The organism is Geoalkalibacter sp. (assembly GCF_030604225.1).
In the GTDB taxonomy this organism is placed as follows: domain Bacteria; phylum Desulfobacterota; class Desulfuromonadia; order Desulfuromonadales; family Geoalkalibacteraceae; genus Geoalkalibacter.
The window spans coordinates 1-26,905 of the sequence record NZ_JAUVWH010000024.1 but is presented as its reverse complement, the minus strand read 5'-3'; the positions used below and the strand labels follow the sequence as shown (position 1 = coordinate 26,905).

17 protein-coding genes are annotated in these 26,905 nt (G+C 63.2%); 13 read left to right on the top strand and 4 right to left on the bottom strand.

Features of this window, described 5'->3' with window-relative positions:
• Together QAT43_RS04665 and hypF are read left to right on the top strand one after the other, a co-directional pair.
• Positions 1 to 210, top strand: a 210-nt coding sequence (locus QAT43_RS04665; RefSeq protein ID WP_305041880.1) for an anion permease, incomplete at its 5' end; no start/stop codon positions are given.
• A 192-nt stretch (positions 211 to 402) separates the two neighbouring features.
• Positions 403 to 2,679 carry a carbamoyltransferase HypF gene (hypF, locus tag QAT43_RS04660; protein ID WP_305041879.1) on the top strand — a complete coding sequence of 759 codons (2,277 nt, stop codon included), beginning with the start codon at positions 403 to 405 and terminating at the stop codon, positions 2,677 to 2,679.
• Here the strand turns inward: hypF and QAT43_RS04655 are convergent, their stop codons facing one another.
• The gene (locus QAT43_RS04655; protein WP_305041878.1) at positions 2,680 to 2,910 is read right to left on the bottom strand and encodes a hypothetical protein; all 231 of its coding nucleotides are present in this window, start codon (positions 2,908 to 2,910) and stop codon (positions 2,680 to 2,682) included.
• A gap of 434 nt (positions 2,911 to 3,344) precedes the next feature.
• Between QAT43_RS04655 and QAT43_RS04650 the strand changes: the two genes are divergently transcribed.
• Together QAT43_RS04650 and QAT43_RS04645 are read left to right on the top strand one after the other, a co-directional pair.
• Positions 3,345 to 5,150 (top strand): LTA synthase family protein, encoded by a 1,806-nt coding sequence (locus QAT43_RS04650; RefSeq protein ID WP_305041877.1) that lies wholly within the window; start codon positions 3,345 to 3,347, stop codon positions 5,148 to 5,150.
• Between the two features lie 47 nt (positions 5,151 to 5,197).
• Positions 5,198 to 6,244 carry a calcium/sodium antiporter gene (locus QAT43_RS04645; RefSeq protein ID WP_305041876.1) on the top strand — a complete coding sequence of 349 codons (1,047 nt, stop codon included), beginning with the start codon at positions 5,198 to 5,200 and terminating at the stop codon, positions 6,242 to 6,244.
• 3 nt (positions 6,245 to 6,247) lie between these two features.
• On the opposite strand, the gene QAT43_RS04640 is transcribed toward QAT43_RS04645, so the two are convergent.
• From QAT43_RS04640 to pfkA, 3 genes are all read right to left on the bottom strand, one after another.
• The gene (locus tag QAT43_RS04640; protein WP_305041875.1) at positions 6,248 to 7,567 is read right to left on the bottom strand and encodes a DUF3422 family protein; all 1,320 of its coding nucleotides are present in this window, start codon (positions 7,565 to 7,567) and stop codon (positions 6,248 to 6,250) included.
• Positions 7,568 to 7,667: 100 nt separating this feature from the next.
• Entirely contained in the window at positions 7,668 to 13,250 is a 5,583-nt protein-coding gene (gene uvrA / locus QAT43_RS04635) for an excinuclease ABC subunit UvrA (protein WP_305041874.1), read from the bottom strand.
• Positions 13,251 to 13,389: 139 nt separating this feature from the next.
• Positions 13,390 to 14,352: a 6-phosphofructokinase gene (gene pfkA / locus QAT43_RS04630; RefSeq protein ID WP_305041873.1), complete on the bottom strand. Its 963-nt coding sequence runs from the start codon at positions 14,350 to 14,352 to the stop codon at positions 13,390 to 13,392.
• A 323-nt stretch (positions 14,353 to 14,675) separates the two neighbouring features.
• On the opposite strand from pfkA, the gene lon reads away from it, so the two are divergent.
• The 9 genes from lon to QAT43_RS04585 all read left to right on the top strand — a co-directional run.
• The gene (gene lon, locus QAT43_RS04625; RefSeq protein ID WP_305041872.1) at positions 14,676 to 17,063 is read left to right on the top strand and encodes an endopeptidase La; all 2,388 of its coding nucleotides are present in this window, start codon (positions 14,676 to 14,678) and stop codon (positions 17,061 to 17,063) included.
• 85 nt (positions 17,064 to 17,148) lie between these two features.
• A complete protein-coding gene (locus tag QAT43_RS04620; RefSeq protein WP_305041871.1) occupies positions 17,149 to 18,651 on the top strand; it encodes a M16 family metallopeptidase in 1,503 nt (500 codons plus the stop codon).
• The gene (locus tag QAT43_RS04615; protein ID WP_305041870.1) at positions 18,648 to 20,063 is read left to right on the top strand and encodes a M16 family metallopeptidase; all 1,416 of its coding nucleotides are present in this window, start codon (positions 18,648 to 18,650) and stop codon (positions 20,061 to 20,063) included. The genes QAT43_RS04620 and QAT43_RS04615 overlap by 4 nt, the downstream gene beginning before the upstream one ends.
• Positions 20,064 to 20,069: 6 nt before the next feature.
• Positions 20,070 to 20,699 carry a MarC family protein gene (locus QAT43_RS04610; protein ID WP_305041869.1) on the top strand — a complete coding sequence of 210 codons (630 nt, stop codon included), beginning with the start codon at positions 20,070 to 20,072 and terminating at the stop codon, positions 20,697 to 20,699.
• Between the two features lie 198 nt (positions 20,700 to 20,897).
• The gene (locus QAT43_RS04605) at positions 20,898 to 21,326 is read left to right on the top strand and encodes a hypothetical protein (RefSeq protein WP_305041868.1); all 429 of its coding nucleotides are present in this window, start codon (positions 20,898 to 20,900) and stop codon (positions 21,324 to 21,326) included.
• A 173-nt stretch (positions 21,327 to 21,499) separates the two neighbouring features.
• Positions 21,500 to 23,299, top strand: coding sequence for a DNA helicase RecQ (recQ, locus tag QAT43_RS04600; RefSeq protein ID WP_305041867.1), 1,800 nt, complete (start codon positions 21,500 to 21,502; stop codon positions 23,297 to 23,299).
• 100 nt (positions 23,300 to 23,399) lie between these two features.
• Positions 23,400 to 24,728, top strand: a complete 1,329-nt coding sequence (locus QAT43_RS04595) for a CDP-alcohol phosphatidyltransferase family protein (protein WP_305041866.1) — start codon at positions 23,400 to 23,402, stop codon at positions 24,726 to 24,728.
• A 104-nt stretch (positions 24,729 to 24,832) separates the two neighbouring features.
• Positions 24,833 to 25,654, top strand: a complete 822-nt coding sequence (locus QAT43_RS04590) for a carbonic anhydrase (RefSeq protein ID WP_305041865.1) — start codon at positions 24,833 to 24,835, stop codon at positions 25,652 to 25,654.
• A gap of 142 nt (positions 25,655 to 25,796) precedes the next feature.
• On the top strand, positions 25,797 to 26,905 hold a 1,109-nt coding region (locus tag QAT43_RS04585), incomplete at its 3' end, for a PQQ-dependent sugar dehydrogenase (RefSeq protein ID WP_442900206.1).

Here is a 26,905-nt window from a genome sequence, read left to right as displayed (position 1 = left end):
TGCGCCTTCATGCTGCCGGTGGCGACACCGCCCAACGCCATCGTCTTCGGCTCGGGCTACGTGACCATCCCGCAGATGGCCCGCAGTGGTTTTGGCCTTAACCTCATCAGCATCGTGGTGGCCGTGGCCGTGACCTATTTGCTGGTAATCCCGGCCTTCGACGTGGTGATCGATCAGCTGCCGTCCTGGGTGCCGGCCGCGACGCAATAGCGAATAAAGCTTCTTTTCCGTGAATACCCGGCCCCCTCCGGGTGGTCGCCCCGCTTTCATCCTCCTCCGAAAGCGGGGCATTTTTTTGCGCGCCTTGCGCACTATGGCATGGTCACCTGCGTCGATTGCATTTCCGGAAACTCCGATGTTAAAAAGAGAACCAGGAACAAAAGACAAGGGGCCAAGGAAAAAATGCGGCGTATTCACATCGACATCGAGGGGATCGTGCAAGGGGTGGGTTTTCGTCCCTTCGTTCATCAGTTGGCGCGGCGCTGCGGGGTTGGCGGCTGGGTGCTCAACGACAGCCGCGGCCTGAGCATCGAGGCGGAAGGGGAGGGTGAGGCCCTGGCGGTGTTTGAAGCCGCCTTGCGCGAGGAGGCGCCGCCCCTGGCGGTCATCAGCTCCTTCGCGGTGCGCGATTGCGCGCCGCTGGGCGAAACGCGATTCGTCATCCGCGCCAGTGCCGAGGATTCGATTAAAAAAGCGCAAATCGCTCCCGATGCCTTCGTTTGCGAGGATTGCCTGCGCGAATTGTTCGATCCGAACGACCGGCGCTTTCGTTATCCCTTCATCAACTGCACCAACTGCGGCCCGCGCTATACCATCGTCACCGCCATTCCCTATGATCGCCCGCACACCACCATGGTCGATTTTCCCATGTGCCCTGACTGCCGGCGAGAATACGAGGATCCCTGGTCGCGCCGCTTTCATGCCCAGCCCAACGCCTGCCCGGCTTGCGGCCCGCGCCTCTCCTGGCGCGACAGGGAGGGGCGTTTGGACGAGGCGACAGATCCCCTGGCGCGAGCCCTTGACCTGCTCAGGCGCGGCGGCATTGTCGCGGTCAAGGGCCTCGGGGGCTATCATCTGGTGGTCGATGCCGCCAACGATGCGGCGGTGGCCGAGTTGCGGCGGCGCAAGGCGCGGGACGAAAAACCCTTTGCCCTCATGTCGCGCGACCTCGATCAGGTGCGACGCTATGCGTGGATCAGCGATGAGGAACAGCGACTGCTTCAGGGTGTGGAGCGCCCCATCGTGCTGCTGCGTCGTCGCGAGGACCACCAGCTTTCGGCCCTCGTGGCGCCGCGCAACCGCTTCTTCGGGGTGATGCTGCCCTACACGCCCTTGCACCACCTGCTTCTCGCCGAGGGCTTCACCGCCCTGGTCATGACCAGTGCAAATATCAGCGACGAACCCATCGTCTTCGAGGACGGCGAGGCCCTGCGGCGCCTCTCGGGCATTGCCGACGCCTATCTGCTGCATGACCGGCGGATCCACACGCGTACCGACGATTCCATCGCCCGGATCATGGCGGGTCGCCCGGTTCTCATGCGTCGTTCGCGGGGCTATGTGCCGCGCGGCGTTTTTCTGCCTCAGACCCAGGAGCCGGTGCTGGCCCTGGGCGCCGAACTCAAGAACTGCATCTGCCTCACCCAGGACAACCGGGCCTTTCTCAGCCAACATATCGGCGACCTCAAGAACCTCGAAGTTCTCAAGGGGCTTGAGAAAAGCGCGGCTCATTTGCAGGATATCCTGGCCCTGCAGCCGAAAGTGGTGGCGCACGATCTGCATCCCGACTACCTCTCCACTCGCTATGCCGAGGAGTTTCCGGGTGTGCGCCGCATCGCCGTGCAGCATCATCATGCCCATCTGGTCAGCTGCCTGGCGGAAAACGGCCGGGATGAACCCGCCATCGGCGTGATTTTCGACGGCATTGGTTACGGCAGCGACGGGCGCATCTGGGGCGGGGAGTTCCTGGTGGGCGACGCGCAAGGATTTCGTCGGGCCGCTCATCTGGCCTGGCTGGCAATGCCCGGCGGTGACGCCGCGACCCGCGAACCCTGGCGCATGGCGGTCAGCGCCCTGATCCATGCTTACGGCGAGGATCTGCCCGACCTGCCGTTTCTTCGGGAGATCAATCCCAGCGATCTGCGCCTGCTGCGCCAGATGATCGCGCGGGGCATCAACTGCCCGCTTACTTCAAGTTGCGGCCGACTCTTTGACGCGGTGGCGGCGCTGCTTGGTGTGCGCCTTCATGTCAGCTACGAAGGGCAGGCGGCCCTTGAGCTGGAGCAACTCATCGATGAGGCCGAGGAGGGTGTCTACGGTTTTGACCTGCGCCCCGAGGGCGAGCAACTGGTGATCGATCCGGCGCCGCTTGTTCGCGGCCTGGTGAACGATTTGGCCGGGGGGCTGTCCATCCCGGTACTCGGCGCGCGCTTTCACAACGGCTTGGCGGTTATGATCCGCGCCGTCTGCACGTCAATTCGCGACGCCTCGGGGCTTTCGCTGGTGGCGCTCTCCGGTGGGGTTTTTCAGAATCGCTGTCTTACGGAAAAAACCCAGGCCCTCTTGAGCGAGGCGGGATTTATCGTCCTGTGCCATTCCCTGGTGCCGCCCAACGACGGCGGCTTGGCCTTGGGGCAGGCGGTCATTGCCGGGCGGCAAGCCGGCGGACTGGAGGAAGGCTGATCAGGGACGGCTGCTCACGGCAGGCACAAGCTGCGGGACCGGCCTGTCCTTGGCAATGAAAGAGGCGATCTGCAGGGCGAGCCAGCCGACGGAAATCAGGATGATGGCCGTGGGAATGAGGTCGCGCAACAGGATGAGCAGCAGTTTGCCGCGCAAGTCGGAACGTTGAGGTCGGGCGACCAGATTCTTGGGGGCCGGTTTGCGACCGGTGCGCATGACAAGAGCTTTCATGGCGGCAGACCTTTCTACATCAGGGAGCGCCTTCGGTGTAGTCGGTAATTATGCAAGATCAAGGCCAGTATGTTTGAGAGTGCCGAAATTCATTAATTTCGCTCCCTTGGCCGAGGGCTTCGGCGCCCTTTGGTGCATTTCTGCAACGCTCCCTGTCGCGAATTTGTAAGAATTTCAGACAAGAGCTTCGGGATTATGTAAAAAAATCCGGCACCGCCAGGTTTCATGTAAATTCCCCTTTATAAATTTTTCAATTGGGCGTATCCTCCTGGGTTGGACGCAGGATCGGGGCCGCAACCTGCTTCCAGACATGTGCTGAGTGATCCTTAAGACTCAGGGATTTCCGTTACCTGTCGCGGCCCCCTTCGCGACCCGGACCTACATCGATGCCCTCATCCCTGCTTTCGTTGCTGCGCGGTGGAACCTCGACGGCTATGATCGCCGTCCTGATTTATTTTTCCTCCGTGTTCTGCGCCGGCCTGCTGTTCGACCAGAAATTCTGGACACCCGCCCGCCCCGCCGACCTGACCCTGCATCTTCTCCTCGCCTTGCTGCTGAGTACGATTTTCTCCCGGCGTTGGAGCTTTGCCCTGACCTTCGGGGCGTTCACGCTGTTACTGCATTTGGGGCATGCCGCCAAGATGGCCTCCCTCGGCGGACCTTTGTCGCCCGATGATTATTTTGCCTTCAAGGCGTTTATTTCCATCGCCGAGCCCTGGCAGCGCAATCTGGTGCTGGGCGGCGGCGCCCTGATTCTTTTGACCTTGCTGAGCGGTTTCGGCTGGCGGCAGCCCCGGCGCCTTTTGGCGGCCATGGTTTTGCTGGCCCTGGGCGTCGGCCTGACCAAGTCTCCGCAGCCTTTGCTTGCCTGGATGGATCGTCAATTCGGGCATGTCGAGTGGGATCCGGCCGGCAATTTTCAACGTCGCGGCCCGACCGTGCACAGTTTGCAGGAAATCACCCGCTTTCTCGCAACCAGCCAGCCGATTCCCCGGGCCGACGAGGTCGCGGCCGCTCTGCCCAGCCGCGTCACGCCGGACGGTTTGACCAAGCCGGGTGTGGCGCGCAATCTGCACGTCATCGTGCTGGAATCCTTCTGGGATGCCGGACAGCTCAAGGCGGCCCTGAGCGAAGACCCTCTGCCCGAGGATTTTCGCGCCCTGTGGGGACAAACCGGCGAGTCGCGCATCCTCAGCCCGGTGTTCGGCGGCTACACCGCCAATGCCGAGTTCGAGGCCCTGTGCGGCTTTCCCGTGACCGAACCCTCGGTGCGCTTCGAGCGCAACCTGACCCGTCAGGTCGCCTGCCTGCCCGCGGTTCTCGGTCAGGACGGCTATGCCAGCGTCGCTTCCCATCCCAACATTCCGGTATTCTGGAACCGCAATAACGTCTATCAACGCATCGGTTTCGAGCGCTTCTGGGCGGGGGCCGATTTCACCTACGACGATATGAACGGCGGCTTTCTTTCCGACCGTTCCCTCTATCGCCAGGTGCTGGAAAAGATCGATCCTCTGCTTGAGGGTGACAAGCCGCTTTTCAATTACGTCCTGACCTTTTTCGGCCATCTGCCTTATCCCCTGTCGTCCGATCGTCCGCCGATCTTCGAAAGCAAATCCGCTCACCCCGATGTCGCGGCCTACGCCAGTACTCTGCATTACAAAGCGCGTGATCTCATGGAGTTTCTCGCGGCGTTGCGCGAGCGCGATCCCGAAGGGTTGATCGTGGTGTTTGGCGATCATCTGCCGGTGCTCGGCGGTTTGGGCGCTTACGTCGAATCCGGCTTGGTCGCCGCCGAGCGCGCCGACTACACCCCGGACATGTATCTGACCCTCGCGGCGACGCCGCTCATCATCATCGACGGCAAGAACGGCCCCGTGCCCTTGGGCAACCTTCCCATGTACCGCTTGCCGTCTCTGATCCTGACCCTGCTCGGCAACGGCTCGCGGACCCTTTTCGACTTCACCGCCTCGCCCGAGGGCATGCAGGTGCGTCCCCTGGTGGGGATGAACCTCAATCTCCTCGGGGATCGCGTCGAGGTCTGCCAGGATGGCTCCGCCAGCGAATCCTGCGAGGTCAGTGCCTCTTGGCTGGATCGGGTGCGGGTTCTTGCCGCCGATTTGTTCATCGGCGATCAGCACGCCCTGGCGCCCTCGGTGCCCGAAACCATCGGCGGCGAGGCATCGGCTGTCGAGCTGGAAGCCGAGGTGTCCGCGCCGCGCGCCGATGGTCGAGATAGTTAGACGTCAAAACCCAACCTCTCATCCATTTAATTGAATCCAGCGTTCATATGGACCTGCTGACCCTCGCCCTGTTTCTCGTTGGTCTGGTCGCCCTGATCGGCGGCGCCGAACTGCTGGTGCGCGGCGCCTCGGCCCTGGCGGCTGCCTGGGGCATCTCGCCCCTCGTCATCGGCCTGACGGTGGTGGCCTTCGGCACCAGCGCGCCGGAACTGGCGGTGAGCGTGCTCTCGGCGTGGAACGGCCAGCCGGGCATCGCCATGGGCAACGTGGTGGGCAGCAACATCGCCAATGTACTGCTCATTTTGGGTCTTTCGGCGCTGGCGGCGCCCCTGTTGGTTGCGCGGCAGGTGGTGCGGCTGGAAGTGCCGATCATGATCGGTACTTCGTTGCTGTTGGTGCTGCTGGCCCTGGACGGGCGGGTGGGTCGGATTGATGGGTTCCTGCTGTTTGGCGGTTGTCTGGCTTACACGGTTTGGACCGTGCGGCGCAGCCGCCGCGAGGAGCACCAAAATGACGTGCCTGCTCCGGCATCCGGCAATCCCTGGTTACAGGGTGGTTTGATCCTGGCGGGTCTCGTGTGCCTCGGAGTGGGTTCCCACTGGCTGGTGAACGGTGCCGTGGCGATTGCCCGTATTTTTGGAGTCAGCGATCTGGTGATCGGCCTGACGGTGGTGGCGGTGGGCACCTCCCTGCCGGAACTGGCGACCTCGGTGCTGGCCAGTCTGCGCGGTCAGCGCGACATCGCCGTGGGCAACGTGGTCGGCAGCAACATCTTCAATATCCTCTGTGTTCTGGGCCTGAGCGCCGCGGTGGTACCGGGCGGGGTGCCGGTGGCCCTTTCCGCCCTGACCTTCGACCTGCCGGTGATGGTCGCGGTGGCCCTGGCCTGCCTGCCGATCTTTTTTACCGGACACCTCATCGCCCGCTGGGAAGGCGGGCTGTTTTTCTTGTATTATCTGGCCTATGTCGGCTACCTCGTATTGAACGCCGTGCAGCATCAGTCCCTGCCGCTGCTGCGCGAATCCCTGGTGTTTTTCTTTTTGCCCCTCACGGCGGTGACCCTGGCCATTTCCCTGTGGCGCCACCGCCGTTGAGTCTCATTCCTCGCCCACCTCGCAGTAAGGTTCCTTGATCAGCCGGTGCTTGATGCGCCGGATCAGCCACCAGATCAGCAGCACCACCGGAAGGACCAGAATCGCCGTGGCGGTTTTTTTGTCGAGGCCGACGGCGCCCAGGGGCAGTCCATCGAGGAGATAGCCGAGCAGCCCCACCAGATAGTAGCTGATGGCGGCCACGGACAACCCCTCGACGGTTTCCTGCAGGCGAAATTGCAGACGGCCGCGCCGGTTCATGGCGGCGAGCAGGGTTTTGTTCTGATCCTGCAGGGTGAGGTTGACGCGGGTGCGCATCATGTCGCCGGCGCGTTCGATGCGGCGCGACAGATCCTCCATCCAGCCCTGCACCGCCTCGCAGGTGCGCAGGCCGGGATTGAGGCGGCGGCTCATGAACTCGGCAAAGGTCATGTAGCCGTTCATGGGTTCTTCCTTGATGTTGGTCAGGCGCGTCTGCACCAGCTCATGGTAGGCGCGGGTCGCCGAAAAGCGGTGGTTGGTTTCGGCGCGCCAGGTCTCAAGCCGGGTGGAGAGGTGGGACAGCCGTTCAAGAAGCTCGCGGTTGCCCTCGCTGCTGTCCTTCTTGGGGACGCTGGCCAGCATGTCGGCGAGTTCCCGATCCATCTCGGCGAGTTCGGGGGCGATGCGCTTGGCCAGGGGCAGGGACAGCTGGGCCAGCAGGCGGTAGGTTTCCATCTCGATGACGCGCTGCACCAGGCGACCGATCTGATAGTCGCTGATGCCGCGATTCTGCACGATGAAACGGCCGAAGCCGTCGCTGTGCAGGCGAAAGGCGGTGCACACCACGGCTTTGCCCTGGGCGGGACGGCTCATGATGAGGCGCTGTCCCTCGAACCAGCGATGCAGGGGATCCTGCTCGAAGGAGATTTCTTCCCCGGCGACGACCACATGGAAAGCGGCGATGGCCTGACCGGGCAGCATGGCCATCCAGTCGCCGGGCAGCATGCGAATGACCGGGTGCTCGAAAAGTTCACCGTCCGGGGCGGCCGGCCGCATGAAAGTCAGGGCATAGAATTCCATGTGGCGTTCCCAACGCACCGCGAACTCGCCGAAATCCTGATGGTAGGACACGGTGTCGGCGCTGGGCTGGTTGACGCTGTAGCGGCGGCAGAGATCGCACACCAGGCGAAAGGCTTCCTCCAGCTCTCGCGGCTGCGCGGCGAAAGCCAGATGGGAAATCTGCTGCGGCGTGCTGATGAGTTGGAAGGGCCGCGCGTGCAGTTCGTCGTAAAGGGCGTCGCGCAGGGGATGGGTGGAAAAGGGCAGGCAGAAATAATTCGTCATGGGATCAGTCTCCCGTCGAAAGGACCCGGTCAATCCAAGGAAGGCGCAAGAATAGCGCGCCGTCGGAGCAAAGAAAAGGTAAACATTTTCCGTCAGAAAATCATGAGGGCAAGCCTCTTTCCCGAAGAAATTTTTTCAGGATCGGCGCGGTGTGGGAATCCTTGCGCACGCGGGCGACCTGTTCCGGAGTCCCCTGGGCGACGATGCGGCCACCGCCGTCGCCGCCCTCGGGGCCGAGATCGATGATCCAATCTGCTTCGGCGATGATGTCCAGATTGTGCTCGATGACCACCACCGTGTTGCCGGCGGAAACCAGGCGGTGCAGGACGCGAATGAGTTTTTCCACGTCGGCCATGTGCAGGCCGATGGTCGGCTCGTCGAGCAGAAAGAGACTCTGGCTGTCCCGACGCGCCCGGCGTCCCGGCGCGTCGCCGTCCGTGGCGGGCGTTTTGGCCAGCTCCGTGACCAGTTTGATGCGCTGCGCCTCGCCTCCCGACAGGGTGGGGCTGGGTTGCCCCAGGGTCAGATAACCCAGGCCGACATCCTGCAACAGGCGCAGGGCATGGTGAATCCTGCCGTGGGTGGCGAAACAGTCCACGGCCTGATTGACGGTCATGGCGAGCACCGCGCCGATGCTTTGGCCCTTGTAGGTCACGGCCAGGGTTTCGGCGGTAAAGCGCAGGCCGCCGCAGAGGTCGCAGGGCACCTGCACGTCGGGGAGAAAGCTCATCTCGATCTTTTGCACGCCCTGGCCTTCGCAGGCCGGGCATCGGCCTTCCTTGGTGTTGAAGGAAAAACGGCCCTGGCCCCAGCCGCGGATCTTGGCTTCCGGGGTCGCGGCGAAGAGCTTGCGCACCTCGTCCCAGAAGCCGACGTAGGTGGCGGGACAGGAGCGTGGCGTTTTGCCGATGGGGGTCTGATCGACTTCGAGAATGCGCCCCACCGACTGCCAGCCGCGGATTTCGCGGCAGCCGCGAAACTCAGGTTTTTTCTCCCCGCCCGCGGCGAGCAGGCGGCGCAGATTGTCGTGCAGCAGGGCGCGCACCAGGGTGCTCTTGCCCGAGCCGGAAACGCCGGTGACGGCGACCAGCCGGTTCAGGGGCAGGCCGACATCCACCTGCTTGAGATTGTGCAGATGCGCGCCGAGGATCTCGATGGCCGGTGCGCGCCGGTTGGTGGCGCGGCGCTGGACCAGCGGATGGCGCAGCGGTTCGGCAAGAAAGCGACCGGTGACCGATTCCGGCGCCGCCATCAGGTCGGCCAAAGTGCCGCTGGCGATGAGGCGGCCGCCGTTGACGCCGGCGCCGGGGCCGAGATCGATGAGGTGCTGGGCCCGGCGGATGGTTTCGTCGTCATGCTCCACGACCACCAGGGTGTTGCCCTTGGCGCCGAGTTTTTCCAGGGTATCGAGGAGCAGCAGGTTGTCGCGGGGATGCAGGCCGATGGTCGGCTCGTCGAGGATGTAGCAGACGCCGCGCAGATTGGAGCCGAGCTGCGCGGCAAGGCGGATGCGCTGGGCCTCGCCGCCGGAGAGGGTGGGGGCGGCGCGATCCAGGGACAGGTAGGAAAGTCCCACCTCGCGCAGAAAGGCGAAGCGCGAGGTCATTTCCGTCAGGATGTCGCGGGCGATTTCGGCCTCGCGCCCCTCCAGGACGAGGTCGCGGAAAAAATCCTCCGCCGCGGCGATGGACAGCGCGCTCAATTCGGCGATATTGCGCTCGCGAAAGCGCACCGCCAGGGCTTCGGGGCGCAAACGTCGGCCCCGGCAGCTCGGGCAGGGTTGCTCGACCCCCTCCCACCAGGCGTTCCACCAGATTTCCTCGCCGGTTTGCTCCGCATCGAAGCCCGGCATCAGCAGTCCCGTACCGAAGCAACTCGCGCACCAGCCATGCTTGGAGTTGAAGGAAAACAGGCGCGGATCGGGTTCCGCGAAGCTGCGTCCGCAGCCCGGGCAGGCGCGCCGCGTGGAAAAGATCGCCGTGTCCAGGAGCTCCGGTTCGCTCTCCGCCACGACCTGCACCGTGCCCTTGCCGTAATCCAGAGCCATATCCAGCAGGCGGCGCAGCTCGTCCTCGTTTTCCGGGCGCAGCACCAGGGTGCCGACCGGCAATTCGATATGGTGCTCGCGAAAGCGATCGAGACGCGGCCAGTTGTCCGTCGGGGTATCGGCACCGTCCACCCGAAGATGGGAAAACCCCTTGGCCGCCGCCCACTTGGCGAGATCGGTGTAGTAGCCTTTACGGGCCGTGACCAGGGGCGCCAGCAGGGTGGCGCGCCGACCGCGCCAGTCGCGCAGCAGCCGAGCGAGAATCGCCTCGCGGGATTGGGGCTCGATGGGGATGGCGCACTCCGGGCAATGCTGCACGCCGAGCTTGACGTAGAGCAGGCGCAGATAGTGGTAGATTTCCGTGAGGGTCGCCACGGTACTTTTACGTCCTCCGCGGCTGGTGCGCTGCTCGATGGCCACGGTGGGTGGGATGCCGAACAGGGCGTCGATGTCGGGGCGCGCCGCCGGCTGCACGAACTGGCGGGCGTAGGCATTGAGGGATTCGAGATAGCGCCGCTGGCCCTCGGCGAAGAGAATGTCGAAGGCCAGGGTGCTCTTGCCCGATCCCGAAATGCCGGTGATGACGGTGAACTGCTCGCGCGGCAGGCAGATGTCGATGTTCTTGAGGTTGTGCTCGCGGGCGCCGTGAATGCAGATGCGCCCCTCATGCCGCGCGGGCGGCGAGGGTTGGTGGTCGTCGGTCCTGGCGGGTACGGGCGGAGATTGGTGCGCGCGCACGCGGCTCTTGCGCAGGTCGGCGGCATAGGCGCGCAGGGCGGCACCGGTGTGGCTCTCGGGGCAGGCCATGACCTCGGCGGGCGTTCCGGCGCACACCAGATGCCCACCCGCGGCGCCGCCCTCGGGCCCCAGGTCGATGAGCCAATCCGCGGCGCCGATGACATCGAGATTGTGCTCGATGATCAACAGGGAATGGCCCTCGTCCTGCAAGCGGCGCAGGGCGCCGAGCAAGCGCGCGATGTCGTCGAAGTGCAAGCCGGTGGTGGGTTCGTCGAAAAGGAACAGGGTGCCGGCCTCGGTCTTGTTGCCGTTGCGACCCGTGGCGAGGTGTCCGGCGAGCTTGAGGCGCTGGGCCTCGCCGCCGCTGAGGGTCGGCACCGGCTGGCCGAGGCTCAGGTAGTCTAGGCCCACCGCGCGCAGGGGTTCCAGGCCGCGCAGCACCTCGGGCTGGTCGGCGAAAAAGTCGATGGCCTCGGCCACCGTCATCTCCAGGACGTCGGCGATGGATTTTCCGGCCCCGCCGCCCGGCGGATGCAGCTTGATTTCAAGGATTTCGGCGCGGTAGCGACGGCCGTCGCAGTCGGGGCAGCGCAGATAGACATCGGAGAGAAACTGCATTTCCACATGCTCGAAGCCGTTGCCGCCGCAGGTCGGACAGCGGCCGTGGCCGGCGTTGAAGCTGAAGGTTCCGGCGGTATAGCCGCGTTCCTTGGCCGACAATTCGGCGGCGAAGGCTTTGCGAATGGGGTCGAAGGCCCCCACGTAGCTCGCCGGGTTGGAGCGGGTGGTGCGTCCGATGGGCGTTTGATCCACCAGCACCACTTCCCCGATCTGTTCGTGGCCGACCAGTTCCCCATGAGCGCCGGGCGTCTCCGCCGGCTTGCCCTGGAGCTTGCACAGGGCCTGATAGAGCACATCCTGCACCAGGGTCGACTTACCCGAGCCCGACACGCCCGTCACCACCACCAGCCGACCCAGGGGAATGCGAACGTCGATGCCCTTGAGGTTGTGGGCGGCGGCGCCGCGGACTTCCAAAATGGGATGGTGGGGCGCGAGGGGCGCGGCGGCCGCGAACTCTCCGGCTACCTGCTTTTCTCCGCGCAAATATTGGGCGGTGAGGGACTGGGGCGTCTCCAGCATCTCGGCGGGGGTGCCGAAAAACACCACCTCGCCGCCGCGCCGGCCGGGGCCCGGGCCGATGTCGAGAATGAGGTCGGCGGTGAGCATCACCTGCGGGTCATGTTCCACCACCAGCAGGGAATTGCCGGCATCGCGCAGGCGCCGCAGCACACCAATGACGCGGCCCATGTCGCGCGGATGCAGGCCGATGGACGGCTCATCCAGAACGAAGAGGGTATTGACCAGGGACGTGCCCAGGGCAGTGGTCAGATTGATGCGCTGCACCTCGCCGCCTGAGAGGGTGCGCGATTGGCGGTCGAGGCTCAGATAGGAGAGGCCCACGTCCACCAGGTAGGAGAGACGGGTGCGGATCTCGCCCAGCAGGAGTTCGGCCGCTTCATCGAGGGGCGCGGGCAGGCGCAGGCGGTCGAAAAATTCCAGGCCCTGGGCGATGGGCAGCAGCATCAGGTCGTGCAGGCACAGGCCGGGCAGTTCCTCCAGCATCCCCGGCGCCAGGGCCTGGCCGCTGGGGTGAAAACGTCGCGTAGGCGGCAGCACGGCGTCGGCCCCGGCCTGGTCGCCGAGGCGCCAGAGCAGGGCATCGGGCTTGAGGCGCGCGCCGCGGCATGTCGGACAGCAGTCGTAGGAGCGGTACTTGGAAAGCAGCACGCGAATGTGCATCTTGTAGCTCTTGGCTTCAAGCCAGTCGAAAAATCCCCGCACGCCATACCAGAGGCCATCCTCCCAGCGGCCTTCCCCATTGATGACCCAGGCGCGCTGCGCCGCGTCGAGGTCGCGCCAGGGCACATCCAACGGAATTTTCGCCTTGCGCGCGAAACGCAGCAGATCGTCCTGGCACTCGCGGTTGCTTTCCGTCTGGAAGGGTTTGATCGCCCCTCCGGCAAGGGATTTAGCTTCGTCGGGTACCACCAGCCCATAGTCGATGCCGAGAATGCGGCCGAAGCCCCGGCAGCTCTCGCAGGCGCCGATGGGCGAATTGAAGCTGAACAGGTTGGGCTGAGGGTCGTGGTAGGCGATGTCGCATTCGGCGCAATGCAGAGCCGCGGAAAAGCGCCGCTCGCTCATGGGGGCGCCTTCGGGGTTGAGAAGAATGACGGTGAGACGGCCATGGCCGGCCTTGAGCGCCGTCTCGAGGCTTTCCACCAGCCGCCCGCGTTTTGGTGCGTCGAGCACCACCCGATCCTGAATGACCTCCAGCATCTGCGCCGTTTTCTGATGAAAGCGGGTGTAGCCCTGGGCCGCGAGGTGCTGCTTGATTTCGTCGGCGGTGAAATTGTGGGGCACCGCGATGCTGAAAACGATCAGGGCGCGGCAGCCCTCATGCCGGGCCAGAAGTTCGCTCGCCATGCTTTCCGGGGTGTCGCGCACCACCGGCCGCCCGCAGTCGCGGCAAAAGAGGCGCGCGGCGCGGGCGAAAAGCAGCTTGAGATGGTCGGTGAGCTCGGTCATGGTGCCGACCGTGGAGCGCGAGGTGCGCACCGGATTGGTCTGGTCGATGGCGATGGCCGGGGGAATGCCGTCGATGCGCTCGACGCGCGGCTTGTCCATGCGGTCGAGAAATTGGCGGGCGTAGGGCGAGAAGGTTTCGACGTAACGGCGCTGCCCCTCGGCGTAAATGGTGTCGAAGGCCAGGGAGGATTTGCCCGAACCCGAGACTCCCGTGATCACGATCAATTCGCCCAAGGGCAGGGACAAGTCGAGGTTTTTCAGGTTGTTCTGGCAGGCGCCGTGGATGCGAATCTGGTTGTCCTGGGACATGGGGAATTCCTTTGCGTGGCGAGGACGGGCAAAGGTTTCAATTATACGTCAGGAAACGGGGCGGGGGAAGGAGCGTGGAGAGGTGCACAGGTGGCGGGCGAGGGCCGGCTTCGCACCCCCGCCCGTCGGAAATCTCGGCTCAGATATCGAGTTTTTGCGCCAGTTGAATCATGGTCTGGTTGATGGGGCGCATGGGCGCATTGAATATCTTGTCGAAATCGGTCAGGGTCATCTGGTTGCCGGACAGGCCGATCATCTTGCCGCTCTCGCCGTTGAGCAAGGCTTCCACGGCGCCCTGGCCGAAGCGCGAACCGAGCAGGCGGTCGAAGGACGTGGGCGAGCCGCCGCGTTGGTAGTGGCCGAGCACCATGATGCGCGACTCGAAGCGGATATGATGCTTGATCTGGTCGGAGATTTCCTGGGCGCCGGCCACGCCCTCGGCCACCATGATGATGGAATTGTCGCGTCCCTCGCGATAGCGCTTGCGCAGGTTCTCGCAGATGTCGCCGATGTCGTAGGGTACCTCGGGGATCAGGGCGTGCTCGGCGCCGCAGGCGATGGCGGCGACCAGGGTCAGGTAGCCGCAGTCGCGGCCCATGACCTCGACGATGAAGGCGCGGTCATGGCTCGACGCCGTGTCCTTCAGGCAGTCGACGGCGTAAATGATGTTGTTGAGCGCCGTGTCCACGCCCAAGGACATGTCGGTAAAGGGAATGTCGTTGTCGATGGAGGCGGGAATACCGATGACCTTGATGCCGCGGTCCATGAGGGTCTTGGCGCCGCGCATGCTGCCGTCGCCGCCGATGACCACCAGGCCTTCGACGCCCATGCCCTTGAGATTGCTTGCCGCCAGATCCTGACCGGAGGTTTCCATCATCTCCTTGCAGCGCGCGCTTTGCAGGAACGTGCCGCCGCGCTGCAGGGTGTTGCTCACCGACTTGGTGTTCATCATGAAATAATCGCGGTCGATCAGCCCGCGATACCCCTTCTTGATGCCCACGACATCGAGGCCGGCGCACAGTCCCGAACGCACCACGGCGCGGATGGCGGCGTTCATCCCCGAACAGTCGCCACCGCTGGTCAATACGGCAATACGTTTCATGAAAAATCCTCCCGAGGTTGTGATTGGCTGAAAAGCGTGAAAAATCGGTACGCGGATAAACGCGGAAAAACCAGGATCAGGGCGGATCAAAAAAATGACGGGAAATGCAGTCGAATGGATTCGTGTTCATCCTGGAAATCCGCGTCCCTCTGCGATTCGATTGGTTGATCGTGCCGAGTAAATCATTGCGCGGAGCATTTGTCAAAGCCCTTTCAGGGTGGCTTGACAGCAGGGGGGGCACTGCTATTCTTACATAGAATAAAGCATTGAAATTCCTTGTTTCCTTTTCCTGCGGACGGCTTCACGACTCATGGGGGTGAACCTTGATTCATCAGGTCGACGACATTCCCGAGATCGTACCGATCTTTCCCCTGCGCGACCAGGTGGTGTTTCCCTACATGGTGTTTCCGCTGTTCGTCGGCATCGAGGGTATGCCGGTGGTGGAAGAGGCCATGAGCGGCAGCCAGATGATCGGACTGTTTTTTTGCGCGCTGAGTGGCGAAACCTGCCGGTTCGAGCATTTCGCCCCGGTCGGAACGGTGTGTCGCATCACCCAGATTTTTCGCCTGCCCGAAGGCGGCGCCAAGGTCATGGTCGAGGGCCTCAAGCGGGTGCGGCTGGGGCGGGCGGTGCGGCGCATCCCCTTTGTCGTCGCCCAGATCGAGGTCCTGGAAGAGCCCGTGGAGCGCAGTCTGGTGGCGGAAGCCCTGGTGCAAAGCGTCAACGCCCTGCTCAAGCTGGCCCTGGCCCATGGGCGTCCCCTGCCCGGCGATGTGATGAAGATGGTGGATCGCATCGAGGATCCCGGCCGCCTGGCCGATCTGATTACCGTCTATCTCGGCGTAACGCCGGCGACCCAGCAGCGCATGCTGGAAATCCTGCAACCCCTGGAACGTCTCAAGGAAGTGTATCTGCTGTTGACCAGCGAGGTACAAAAACAGCAGGTGCGGGGCGAAATCCAGAGCGAGGTCAACAAGCGCATCGGCAAGACGCAAAAGGAATTTCTGCTGCGCGAGCAAATGAAGCAGATTCAGGAGGAGCTCGGCGACGAGGATCCGCGCCAGGGCGAGCTCAACGAATTCCGGCGGCGCATCGAGAAAGCGGGCATGCCGGCCCCGGTGCTCAAGATCGCCGAGAAGGAATTGCAGCGCCTGGAGCGGATCAATCCCGCGAGTCCCGAATACACGGTGTCGCGCACCTATCTGGAATATCTGTGCACGGTGCCCTGGAGCCGCGGCACCGAGGATCAACTCGACATCAACCGCGCCCAGCAGATTCTCGACGAGGATCACTTCGACCTCAAGGAAGTCAAGGAGCGCATCCTCGAGTATCTGGCCGTGCGCTCCCTGCGCAAGCAGAGTAAGGGGCCGATTCTGTGTTTCGTCGGTCCGCCGGGGGTGGGTAAGACCTCCCTGGGGCGCTCCATCGCGCGCTCCCTGGGGCGCAAATTCATCCGCGTCGCCCTGGGCGGGATGAAGGACGAGGCGGAAATTCGCGGCCATCGGCGTACCTACATCGGCGCCCTGCCGGGACGCATCATCCAGGAAATCTGTCGCGCCGAGGCCAACAATCCGGTGTTCATGCTCGACGAGGTGGATAAGATCGGCCAGGATTTTCGCGGTGACCCGGCTTCGGCCTTGCTCGAGGTTCTGGATCCCGAGCAGAACTATTCCTTCAACGACCATTACCTCGATGTGGCCTTCGACCTGTCCAAGGTCATGTTCATCACCACCGCCAACGTCCTCGATCCCATTCCCGGCGCCTTGCGCGACCGCATGGAAATGATTCGCCTGCCGGGTTACAGCGACGAGGAAAAGGAACAGATCGCTTTTCGCTACCTGATTCCCAAGCAGATCGAGGAAAACGGACTGAGCGATTATCCCCTGACCTTCGATGCACAGGCGGTGCGGCGCATCATCAGCGACTACACGCGCGAGGCGGGGGTGCGCAATCTCGAGCGGCAGATCGCCTCGGTGTGCCGCAAGCTGGCGCGGGAAATCACCCAGGGCGGCGCGCCCCGACGCACGGTCGGCGCCGACCTGGTGGCGCAGCTTTTGGGGCCGCGCAAGTTTTTCTCCGAAGTCGCCGGCGAGGAGGACCGCGTCGGGGTGGCGACGGGCCTGGCCTGGACGGAGACGGGGGGGGATATCCTGTTCGTCGAGGCGACACGGATGCCGGGCAAGAAGGATCTCACCCTGACCGGCAGCCTCGGCGGGGTGATGCAGGAATCGGCGCGCACCGCCCTGTCCTTCGTGCGCTCCCATGCGCGCGAGTTCGGCATTGATGCCGCGCTCTTTGAAACCAGCGACCTGCACATTCATGTGCCGGCCGGAGCGATTCCCAAGGATGGCCCGTCCGCCGGGGTGACCATCGCCACGGCCGTGATATCCTTGCTCACCGGCAAGCCGGCCAGGCGCCAGGTCGCCATGACCGGCGAGCTGACCCTCACGGGGCGCATCCTGCCCATCGGCGGCGTCAAGGAAAAGGTGCTGGCCGCGCACCGTGCCGGAGTACGAACGGTTTTGCTTCCCGAGCGCAACCGGCCCCACGTGGAGGATCTGAGCACCCAGGTGCTCAGCGAAATGGAACTGCATTTCGTCTCCTCCATGGACGAGGTGATCGCCGCCACGCTTCTGCCTCCGCCGGTTCGTTACCGCTGTCCCGGCGATCTGAGCGATCCTTACTCGCCCGTGGCCGGAAATCCGGCCTGAGAAACACTGCCGCGCTTGCCCTGGCAAGGAACACAAGCTAGGCTTGGCGGTCCATGAATCACCGATTTGCCCCGAGGAGTTCCCTGTGAAAGCCTATCCTGCGTATTGGCGGCCCCTGGCCGTTTTTTTCTGTTTGCTGCTGGTGTGGGCCGGGACCGCGTTCGCCGCGACCCTGGAAGACAAGGTCATCGAGCACCAGCTAGCCAACGGACTCAGGCTGCTGATGGTGCAGCGTCCCCAAACCCCCACCTTCACCGCCTACATCACCCTTGGGGTAGGATCGGTTCACGAACGCAGCGACGAGCGCGGCGTGGCCCATCTGCTGGAACACATGCTGTTCAAGGGCACCGAGACCATCGGCACCACCGACTTCGCCAAGGAAAAACCCCTGCTCGATCGGATCGAGGAGGTGGGCAGCCGTCTGGATGCCCTGCGGCCGCGCCGCGACGCCGATCCCGCGGAAATCGCCGCGCTGGAGAAGGAGTTGGCCGCGCTGCAGCAGGAGCATCAGCAGTATGTGGTCAAGGATGAGATCGCGCGCATCTACGCCGAGCACGGCGGGGTGGGCTACAACGCCTTCACCAGCCGCGATCTGACCACCTATCTGGTCAGCCTGCCCGCCAATAAACTCGAGCTCTGGGCGGCCGTGGAAGCCGATCGCATGAAGAATCCGGTGCTGCGCGAATTCTTCACCGAGCGCGAGGTGGTGCTCGAGGAGCGCTTCCGCGCCTACGAGACCAACCCACGCGGCTTGATTTTCGAGCAACTTTTCGCCAATGCCTTCACGGTGCATCCTTATCGCAACCCCATCATCGGCTGGCGCTCGGATATCGAAAACCTGACCCTGGCCAAAACCCGCGAATTTCTCCAGCGCTATTACGGACCCATCAACACGGTTATCGCCCTGGTCGGCGACATCGATCCGCCCGCCGCCATCGCCCTGGTCGAGCGCTATTTCAGCGACATCCCGCCGGGCTCGCCGGTGCCGCCGGTAACGGCCGTGGAGCCGCCGCAGCGCGGGGAAAAGCGCATCCAGGTGACCTTCGATGCCGAGCCGCAGCTGGTCATGGCCTTCCACAAACCGACCCTGCCCGCGCATGACGATTACGTCTTCGATCTCATCGACCTGATTCTCGGCCAGGGCCGCACCGCACGTCTCTACCGCAGCCTGGTACTGGAAAAGCAACTGGCCACGTCGGTGCAGACCTTCGGCGCGCCGGGCTCGCGCTATCCCAACCTGTTCGTCATCGCCGCCACGCCCCGGCATCCGCACACCACCGCTGAGGTCGAAGAGGCCATCCTCGCCGAGTTGGAGCGGCTCGCACAGGAGCCGGTCAGCGCGGAAGAACTGGCGCGGGCGGCCAACCGCCTGCGCACCGACCGGCTGCGGTTTCTGCGCGGCAACGAGGGGCTGGCGCGGATGCTGACCTTTTATCAGAGCGTCAGTGGCGACTGGCGCTATGTGCTGACCTATGACGACAAGATTGCCGCCCTCACCGCCGAGGATGTGATGAATACCGCGCGTGCCTGGCTGCACCCGGGTAATCGCACGGTGGTCGTTCTGGATAAGGGGACTTCGCAACCATGAAATCAAGGCTGTTGTTGCTGTCGGTGATGGGGCTGCTGCTTCTCTGGGGATGCGCGGCGCCCCAGCCGCCCTCCCTGCGGGACTTGAGTTTCGCGCCCCTGGACTTTCATGTGCCCGAGATCGAGCGCCTGACCCTGGGCAACGGCATGCGCCTCTATCTGCAGGAAGATGCCGAACTGCCCCTGGTTGAAATCAGCGTCATGGTGGGTGCCGGCAGCATCGGCGATCCGCCCGCCCTCACGGGGCGCACCGACCTCTACGCGGCCCTGCTGCGTAGCGGCGGGGCCGGTGAACGCACGCCGGACGCCCTGGACGAAGCTCTGGAGAAGATCGCCGCGGACTTCAGCGTATCGGCGGATTCCCATGCGGTGACTCTCGATCTGTCCCTGCGCGCCGCCGACCTGGATGCGGGTTTGGCGATTCTCGCCGATGTGCTGCGGCGCCCCCGCTTCGACCCGGAGCGGCTGGAAATCGCCCGCCGCCAGGCACTTGAAGGGATTCGCCGGCAAAACGACGATCCGGGGCAAGTGGCCCGGCGGGCCTTGACGCGGGTTCTTTACGGCGAACACCCCTTGGGGCGCAGCGCCACGACCAAGACGGTCAACGCGATCACGCGCGAGGATCTGCTGGCCTTTCATCAAGAGCAGGTTCATCCCAACAACCTGTGGCTCGGCATTAGCGGCGATTTCGACCGGTCGCGCCTCGAATCGCTTCTCGCCCGGCATTTCGGCGACTGGTCGGCCGGAGACCTTCGTCCTCAGGAGATTCCCGCCCTGGAGCCGCCGGTCGCGCCCGCCATCTGGGTGGTGCCCCGCGCTCTCCCGCAGACCACCATCCTGTTCGGCGAGTTCGGTATCGACAAGGACAACCCCGACCAGTACGCGGTGCGGGTCATGAACTTTCTGCTCGGCGGCGGCGGGTTCAATTCCCGCCTCATGCGCGAGGTGCGCTCAAACCGCGGTCTGGCCTATTCGGTCTATTCCTTTTATCAGGTGGGGAGGCGCCTGCCGGGCCTGTTCATCGCCGGCAGCGAAAGCCGCACCGCAGCCACCTCCGAGGTGATCGCCCTGATGCGCCAAATCATGGCGGAGATGCGCGAAGCCCCCGTCAGCGAGGATGAGCTGGCCCTGGCGCGCGAGAGCCTCGTCAACAGCTTCGTCTTTGGCTTTACCGACAAGCATGACGTGGTGACCATGACCATGCGCCTCGATTTCTACGCCTACCCTCCCGATTATCTGCGGGCCTATCGTGAGAACGTATCCAAGGTGGATGTCGACGCCGTGCATGCCGCCGCGCGGCGCTACCTCGACCCGGCGCGCCAGGCGCTGATCCTGGTGGGCGACACCGAGGCCCTGAAGGCCGAGCTTGAGGCCCTGGGGCCGGTGGTGAAGGAATTTCCCCTGGAGGATTGATGGCCCATGAGCGGGTTCGTCGATTTCTTTTTGGCGTTTTTCATCCCCATGTTCATCATCGTCGACCCCCTGGCGGGCCTGCCGGTGTTTCTCGCCATCACGCCCCACAATACCGCCGATGAACGTCGCCGATTGGCGCGGCGCGGCTGCCTGGTGGCCTTTGTCGTCGTGCTGTTCTTCCTGTTCGCCGGCCCGCTGCTCATCGGCTACTTCGGCATCACCACGCCGGCGGTGCGCATCTGCGGCGGGATTCTGCTGTTCGTCATCGGCCTGGAAATGATCTATGGACGCGTGAGCGGTACGGAAACCAGCCCGCGCGAACGCCGCCTGGCCGCAGCCAAGGAGGATATCTCCATCACGCCCCTGGCCATCCCCCTGCTGGCCGGACCCGGCGCCATCGCCACCGTGCTCATATTCGCCGGCAAGGCCCAGGGCGCGACGGATTATCTGGCCCTGCTGCTCGGCAGCGCGGCGGTTTTTTTTCTCAGTTACTTCTTTTTGCGCCAGGCCGACCGCCTCATGCACTGGATCGGCATCCTCGGGTCGACCATCCTGACCCGCATCATGGGTCTGGTTCTGGCGTTTCTGGCGGTGCAGTACGTCATCGACGGGATCAGCGCAGTCTGGGGCGGATGAGGGCTGTTTGGCGATGTTGTCGATTTTCCCGAATAAAATCCATGCACGTTGCAGGCGCCGGTGGGCAAGATGTTGGCAAAACGTGTCAGGCAAGCTGTTCCAGTGGATCAAATGGAGGTAAGCGCGCTTGAAATAAGGTCAATCTTGTATATCATAAAACGGTGTTATTCTTTTCGTCGGCCGGAAAGGAGTCGTTTTATGGGTTTTTTTGACAAGATCTTTGGTGGGAAACCGGATTATCCCCAACTCGACAGTGGTAGCCCGGCGGCGGGGCAGCTTGAGCATATCCGCAACGAGCTCGAGCGCCTCTCGGCTGAAGCCAAGCAGCCCCTGGAGGTCATTCCAGGAGAGGACAGCACCTATGTCTTCATCGGCAAGCCGCCCAAGAAGTTTGGTGTGGCCTGGATCGAGGAAGGGCGGGTGCACAATTTCAAGACCCTGGTCGAGGAAAACGGTGTCGAGCCCAGTCGCCTGAACAAGGTGGCCGAGGACTTGCGCGCGATTTACGAAGCCAACCAGCAGGATGAGCGCTTCACGGCCAAGCTCGGTGATCAGGATCTCGTGGTTACCCCCTCGGACAGTTTTCGCCTCCAGGTGCGCGAGACCATCGAGAAGATTCTGCACTGAACAGGCGCCTGCGCGGTGCCGTCTTGAAACAGCCAAAGGCCGGCGGATCCATTCAGCAATGTTGAGATGCGAAATCAGGGTGCGGGGCATCCTGATTTTTTTTGTTTGCTTTGCAAAGCCCGCCCTTTTGGTTATGATTCTGCCACCTTTTTGTATTGAAGGATGAATTCGTCTTGTCCACCACCCCTCGGCAGACCCTGCAGCGCATCTTCGGCTTCCGGGACTTTCGCCCCCACCAACTTGAGATTGTCGAAACCCTGATCCGCGGCGAGGACGCCTTTGTTCTGATGCCCACCGGGGGCGGCAAGTCCCTGTGCTATCAGGCGCCCGCCCTGCATCGCGAGGGTGTGGGCATCGTGGTTTCGCCGCTTATCTCGCTGATGAAGGATCAGGTCGATGCCCTGCGCGCCAACGGCGTGCGCGCCGCCTTCTACAACTCATCCCTGGGGGCCGCCGAGTCGCGGCGCGTCCTGGCCGAACTGCACCAAGGTCGCCTTGATCTGCTTTATGTGGCGCCGGAACGGCTGCTGAGCGATTCTTTCTTGGCGCGCCTGGATGAGATTCCCCTGGCGCTGTTTGCCATCGACGAAGCCCATTGCGTAAGCCAGTGGGGCCATGATTTTCGGCCTGAGTATGTGCAACTGGGCTTGTTGCGGCAGCGCTTTCCCGCCGTGCCCCTGATCGCCCTCACCGCCACCGCTGATCCGCAGACGCGCGACGACATTCGCGAGAGACTTGGCCTGCGCGAGGCACGGTATTTCGTCGCGGGCTTCGATCGCCCCAATATTCGCTACACCCTGGCGGACAAATCCAAACCTTTTGCCCAATTGCTGAGTTTCTTGCGCGGCCGGGGCGAAGAGGCGGGCATTGTCTATGCCTTGTCGCGCAAGCGGGTCGAGGACGTGGCGGCGCGCCTGCGCGCCGAAGGCATTGCCGCCGATCCCTATCACGCCGGGCTGGCCGACGCCGAGCGCGAACGGGTGCAGGAGGCGTTTCAGCGCGACGAACTGCAGGTGGTGGTGGCGACGGTCGCCTTCGGCATGGGCATCGACAAGCCCAACGTGCGTTTCGTCGTCCATTACGATCTGCCCAAGAACATCGAGAGCTATTACCAGGAAACGGGCCGCGCCGGGCGCGACGGACTGCCCGCCGAGGCCCTGCTGCTCTTCGGCTATGGGGACATCGCCCTGGCGCGCGGGCTCATTGAAAAGAGCGAAAACGCCGAGCAGAAACGCATCGAACTGCACAAGCTCAACGCCATGGTGGGTTTTGCCGAGGCGCAGACCTGTCGGCGGCGCGTGCTGCTCGGCTATTTCGGCGAAACCTTGGAAGAGGATTGCGGCAATTGCGATATCTGCCTGGTGCCGCCCGAACGCTACGATGCGACCGTCGATGCGCAAAAGGCGCTCTCTTGCGTGTATCGCGTCGGCCAGCGCTTCGGCATGGGGCATGTCATCGAGGTGCTGCGCGGTGCCGCCACCGAGCGCATCCGCCAACTCGGGCATGATCGCCTGAGCACTTACGGCATCGGGGCGGATTTGAGCGCCGATGCCTGGAGCAGCCTCATTCGGCAGCTCATCCATCTGGGCTTTCTCCAGCAGGACATGGCCAATTACTCGGTTCTGCGACTGACCGAAAAGGCCCGACCCTTGCTGCGCGGCGAGCAGCGCCTGACCCTGGCTCGTCCGCGCCTCAAGGTGGCGGCGCCGAAAAAGCCGGCGCGCCGCCTGGGCGAGGCGGGGAATGCGGACCCGCGGCTCTTTGATGCGTTGCGGCAGGTGCGCAAGCGCCTGGCCGACGAGGCCGGCGTGCCGCCCTTTGTGATTTTCAACGATGCCACCCTGATGGAAATGGCGTCCTTTCGCCCTCGCGACGAAGCCGCGCTGCTGCGGATCAACGGAGTCGGCGAAGCAAAACTGCAGCGTTACGGCAGGGAATTTCTCGCGGTGATTGAAAGGGTGGGCACGGGCTGACACGAACCCTGTTCTTGTTCGTCCGTGCTCGTCCGTGAAGGTCCGTGTGCCCCTAGCTTTTCTTGCCCTCAACCCAATTTCTGCTATCTTTCAGGACACCATGACGACCACAACCGCCATCCTCCTCGAAATCGGCATTCCCGTGTTGCTCATGCTCGGCGCCGAGCGCTATGCCGTGACCCGCTTCATGCGTACCCCGCAACAGATCGCCTGGGTACGCGGCCACTGGTGGCTGCACCCCAACGCCATCAGTCGGGCACGATACCCCATGGGATTTGTCTCCGTGTTGCTGCTGCACCTGGGTTACCCGCGCCTGTGCTTTTTGTTCTTCACTTTCTGGATGATTTCCGACATCACCGACGGAGAAATCGCCCGGCGCTGTGATCTGAACACCGAAGAAGGCGAGACCATCGACCCCCTTTCGGACAAGCTCATGTATTCGCCCATGCTGGTCTATATGGCCTGGATGGGTTGGTTGAGCCCGGTTCTCGTGGGATTTTTTCTGCTTTTCGACATCACCGGCCAAGCCTCGCGCAAGTTCATCAAGGTCAAGGCGGCCAACCTCTTCGGCAAGGCCAAGACCTTTCTCGTGGTGGTGCTGCTCATCGTCGTCGGCCTGGAATGGATCTATGGTCCTTTGCCGGTGCTGGGCCGCGCCATCCATCCCTTGCTCGTGTTCTGCGTCGGTTTGGCCTTCTGTTCCACCGCCTTCAAGCTCATTCCCAACTACTGGTACGCCAATATCCTGAGCATCATGAACCTGGTGTGCGGCCTGGCGGGCTGTTGGGTGGTGCTCGCTGGTCATCCTCCCGTTTATGCCCTGGGCCTGGTGTTTTTGGGGCAATTTCTCGATCTCTTTGACGGGCGGGCAGCGGAGCGCTGGGGCTCGACGCCCAAGGGGGAGGTGTTTGACGATGTGGCCGACGGCACAAGCTTTGGGCTGACCGTCGGGCTGGTGGTGGGCGCGGCTTTTTCCAATCTCTGGGTCGGCTTGGCTATCGGCGGCCTGTACCTGGCGGCGGTGGTCTATCGCTTGATCCGTTTCGTGGTGGAAAAGCGCAAGCAGGGCATCCTTGGCGGCGTCGCGACCTTTTCCGGACTGCCTTCGCCCGCCGGAGCCTTGTTGGTGGGGACCACGGGCGTGCTGATTCCCAGTGAGCCCATTATTGCTCTCATTGTCATCCTGACCTCTTTCCTGATGGTGTCGCGTGTTCCCTATGCCCATTTCGGCCGAGCCATCTTGCCGAAAATCCCTAAAATCGTTCGCGTTCTGGTGCTGGGGGCCTTTCTTTTTCTCCTGGCGCTGGGGGTTCGGCGCGACCAATATCTGGTTCCCCTGCTGATATCGTTTGTCGCGGCCATGGCTTATCTGCTGTCTCCTCTGTATTGGGATAGGATGGGAAAGGATAAAAAAAACAGTTTGTTGTGAATTTTCACCGTGCGAGGTGAAAAATCCCGTTGCTAGTTTTATTTATTAAATATATACATATGGCGCACGCAGGGTGCGCCTTTTTTATTGACAGGGAGGAAAGTATGCGACAGTTTGCACGTGTTCTTCTGGTCATGCTGTGCTTGTCCGGGCTTGCTGTTTCCCTATCCCAGGCCGCCAGCCGCAAAGCTCCGCCGGATCAGGTGATCGCCTTGCTCAAGGAGGGCAATCAGCGCTTTGTGGCAGGCAAGTCGATCCATCCCCATACCAGTCTTGATCGCCTGAAGCTGGCCGGCTCGGCCAGCCAGGCCGATTATGCCTATGCCACGGTGCTGGCCTGTTCGGATTCGCGGGTGCCGGTGGAGCGCATCTTCGACGCCGGCGTCATGGATCTCTTCGTGGTGCGGGTGGCCGGAAACGTCTGCGATACGGACGAAGCCGGCTCCATCGAGTATGGTCTGGCCCATGTCCATACACCGCTGCTGGTGGTGCTCGGCCATACCCAGTGCGGAGCGGTCACTGCCGTCACCAATGAGCTCCAGGGCCATGGGCATGCCCTCGAACGCAATATACCGGCCTTGGTCGACAACATTCAACCGGCGGTGCAACGGGCCATGGCCGAGACCCCCAAAAGCAAAGCCGACCGTCTGATCCCTCTGGCCATCGAGGAAAACGTCTGGCAGAGTATCGAGGATTTGTTCCGCGGCAGTCCGGCCACCCGCAAGTTGGTGCGGTCCGGCGACGTCAAGGTGGTCGGGGCGATTTATGATGTTGAGACCGGCGTCGTGGAATGGCTCCCCGCAGCGAAATCCGAAGAAATTCTTGCCCGGGTCGAGCAGGCTCCGGACCGGGCGATGAACCCCATGGCCGACGGGACCCATGCCGCGCCGGAAAAACCCGCCGGTCACGAGAAGACCGTTCACTAAAACCCAGACTCGCACCCTCGCGGCAGCTTGAAAAAGGCCTTTTTCCTCTCGGAAAGGGCCTTTTTTCGTGGGCACCGTGCGTGAAGGCCGAGCATGACCGGCTATTCTTGAAAAAAGGACGTCCACGGAAGGAGCTTTCATGATGAGACTAAAGAATTTGGTGGCATTCCTTGGGCTGCTGACCCTTGCCCTTTTCTTGTCGGGGTTTCTGTGGCAGCGCTCTTCAGCTCCTGGTGAAGAGAAGCGGATTGAGAGCCAGGAACACAGTTTTCGCCTGGTCACTTTGGTGACCGGCCTGGAGCATCCCTGGAGCCTGGCTTTTTTGCCCGATGGACGGATGCTGGTCAGCGAGCGACCGGGAAGGTTGCGGGTCATCGAGAATGGCAAACTCGACCCGACTCCGGTGAGCGGCCTACCCGAGATTGGCGCGGCGGGGCAGGGCGGGCTGCTCGATGTGGCGCTGCATCCGCGCTTCGCGGAGAATGGCTTGATTTATCTGGCCTACGCCGCGCGGGGGGCGGGGGGAATCGGCACGGAGGTCGCCCGCGGACGATTGGTGGAAAACCGACTGGAGGATGTGGACGTTTTGTTCAGCATGGAACCGAAAACGGACAATCGCCGCCATTTCGGATCGCGCCTGGTGTTCGATCGCCAGGGGATGCTCTACATCACCCTCGGCGATCGCGGCGAGATGGAGCGCGCCCAGCGGCCGGACGATCATGCCGGTTCGGTGATCCGCCTGCACGACGATGGCCGCGTTCCCACTGACAACCCCTTCGTCGGCCGGCAAGGCTGGAAACCGGAAAAATTTACCCTGGGCAACCGCAACATCCAGGGGGCGACCCTGCATCCCGAGACCGGGGAACTCTGGGCCCATGAACATGGTCCCCAGGGTGGCGACGAAATCAACATCATCCGCGCCGGGCGCAATTACGGCTGGCCGGTGATCACTCACGGCGTCAATTACGTGACCGGCACCCGCATTGGCGAAGGCACCCACAAGGACGGCATGGAGCAACCCCTGTACCAGTGGACGCCGTCCATCGCCCCGTCGGGCATGGCCTTCTACACCGGCGACAAATTTCCCCGCTGGCGCGGTGATCTGTTCGTCGGCGCCCTGCGCGACCAGATGCTGGTGCGGCTGCGCCTCGATGGTGAAAGGGTGGTGAAGGAAGAGCGGCTGCTACAAGGAACCCTCGGCCGCATCCGCGACGTGCGCCAAGGGCCTGACGGTTATCTCTATCTGCTCAC

Bases quoted from the DNA above. Each gene is read 5' to 3' on its own strand.
- pfkA (WP_305041873.1), bottom strand. From the start codon at position 14,352: ATGAAACGTATTGCCGTATTGACCAGCGGTGGCGACTGTTCGGGGATG.
- hypF (WP_305041879.1), top strand. From the start codon at position 403: ATGCGGCGTATTCACATCGACATCGAGGGGATCGTGCAAGGGGTGGGT.
- QAT43_RS04605 (WP_305041868.1), top strand. From the start codon at position 20,898: ATGGGTTTTTTTGACAAGATCTTTGGTGGGAAACCGGATTATCCCCAA.
- uvrA (WP_305041874.1), bottom strand. From the start codon at position 13,250: ATGTCCCAGGACAACCAGATTCGCATCCACGGCGCCTGCCAGAACAAC.
- QAT43_RS04650 (WP_305041877.1), top strand. From the start codon at position 3,345: ATGATCGCCGTCCTGATTTATTTTTCCTCCGTGTTCTGCGCCGGCCTG.
- QAT43_RS04590 (WP_305041865.1), top strand. From the start codon at position 24,833: ATGCGACAGTTTGCACGTGTTCTTCTGGTCATGCTGTGCTTGTCCGGG.
- QAT43_RS04645 (WP_305041876.1), top strand. From the start codon at position 5,198: ATGGACCTGCTGACCCTCGCCCTGTTTCTCGTTGGTCTGGTCGCCCTG.
- QAT43_RS04640 (WP_305041875.1), bottom strand. From the start codon at position 7,567: ATGACGAATTATTTCTGCCTGCCCTTTTCCACCCATCCCCTGCGCGAC.
- QAT43_RS04615 (WP_305041870.1), top strand. From the start codon at position 18,648: ATGAAATCAAGGCTGTTGTTGCTGTCGGTGATGGGGCTGCTGCTTCTC.
- QAT43_RS04610 (WP_305041869.1), top strand. From the start codon at position 20,070: ATGAGCGGGTTCGTCGATTTCTTTTTGGCGTTTTTCATCCCCATGTTC.
- QAT43_RS04595 (WP_305041866.1), top strand. From the start codon at position 23,400: ATGACGACCACAACCGCCATCCTCCTCGAAATCGGCATTCCCGTGTTG.
- QAT43_RS04655 (WP_305041878.1), bottom strand. From the start codon at position 2,910: ATGAAAGCTCTTGTCATGCGCACCGGTCGCAAACCGGCCCCCAAGAAT.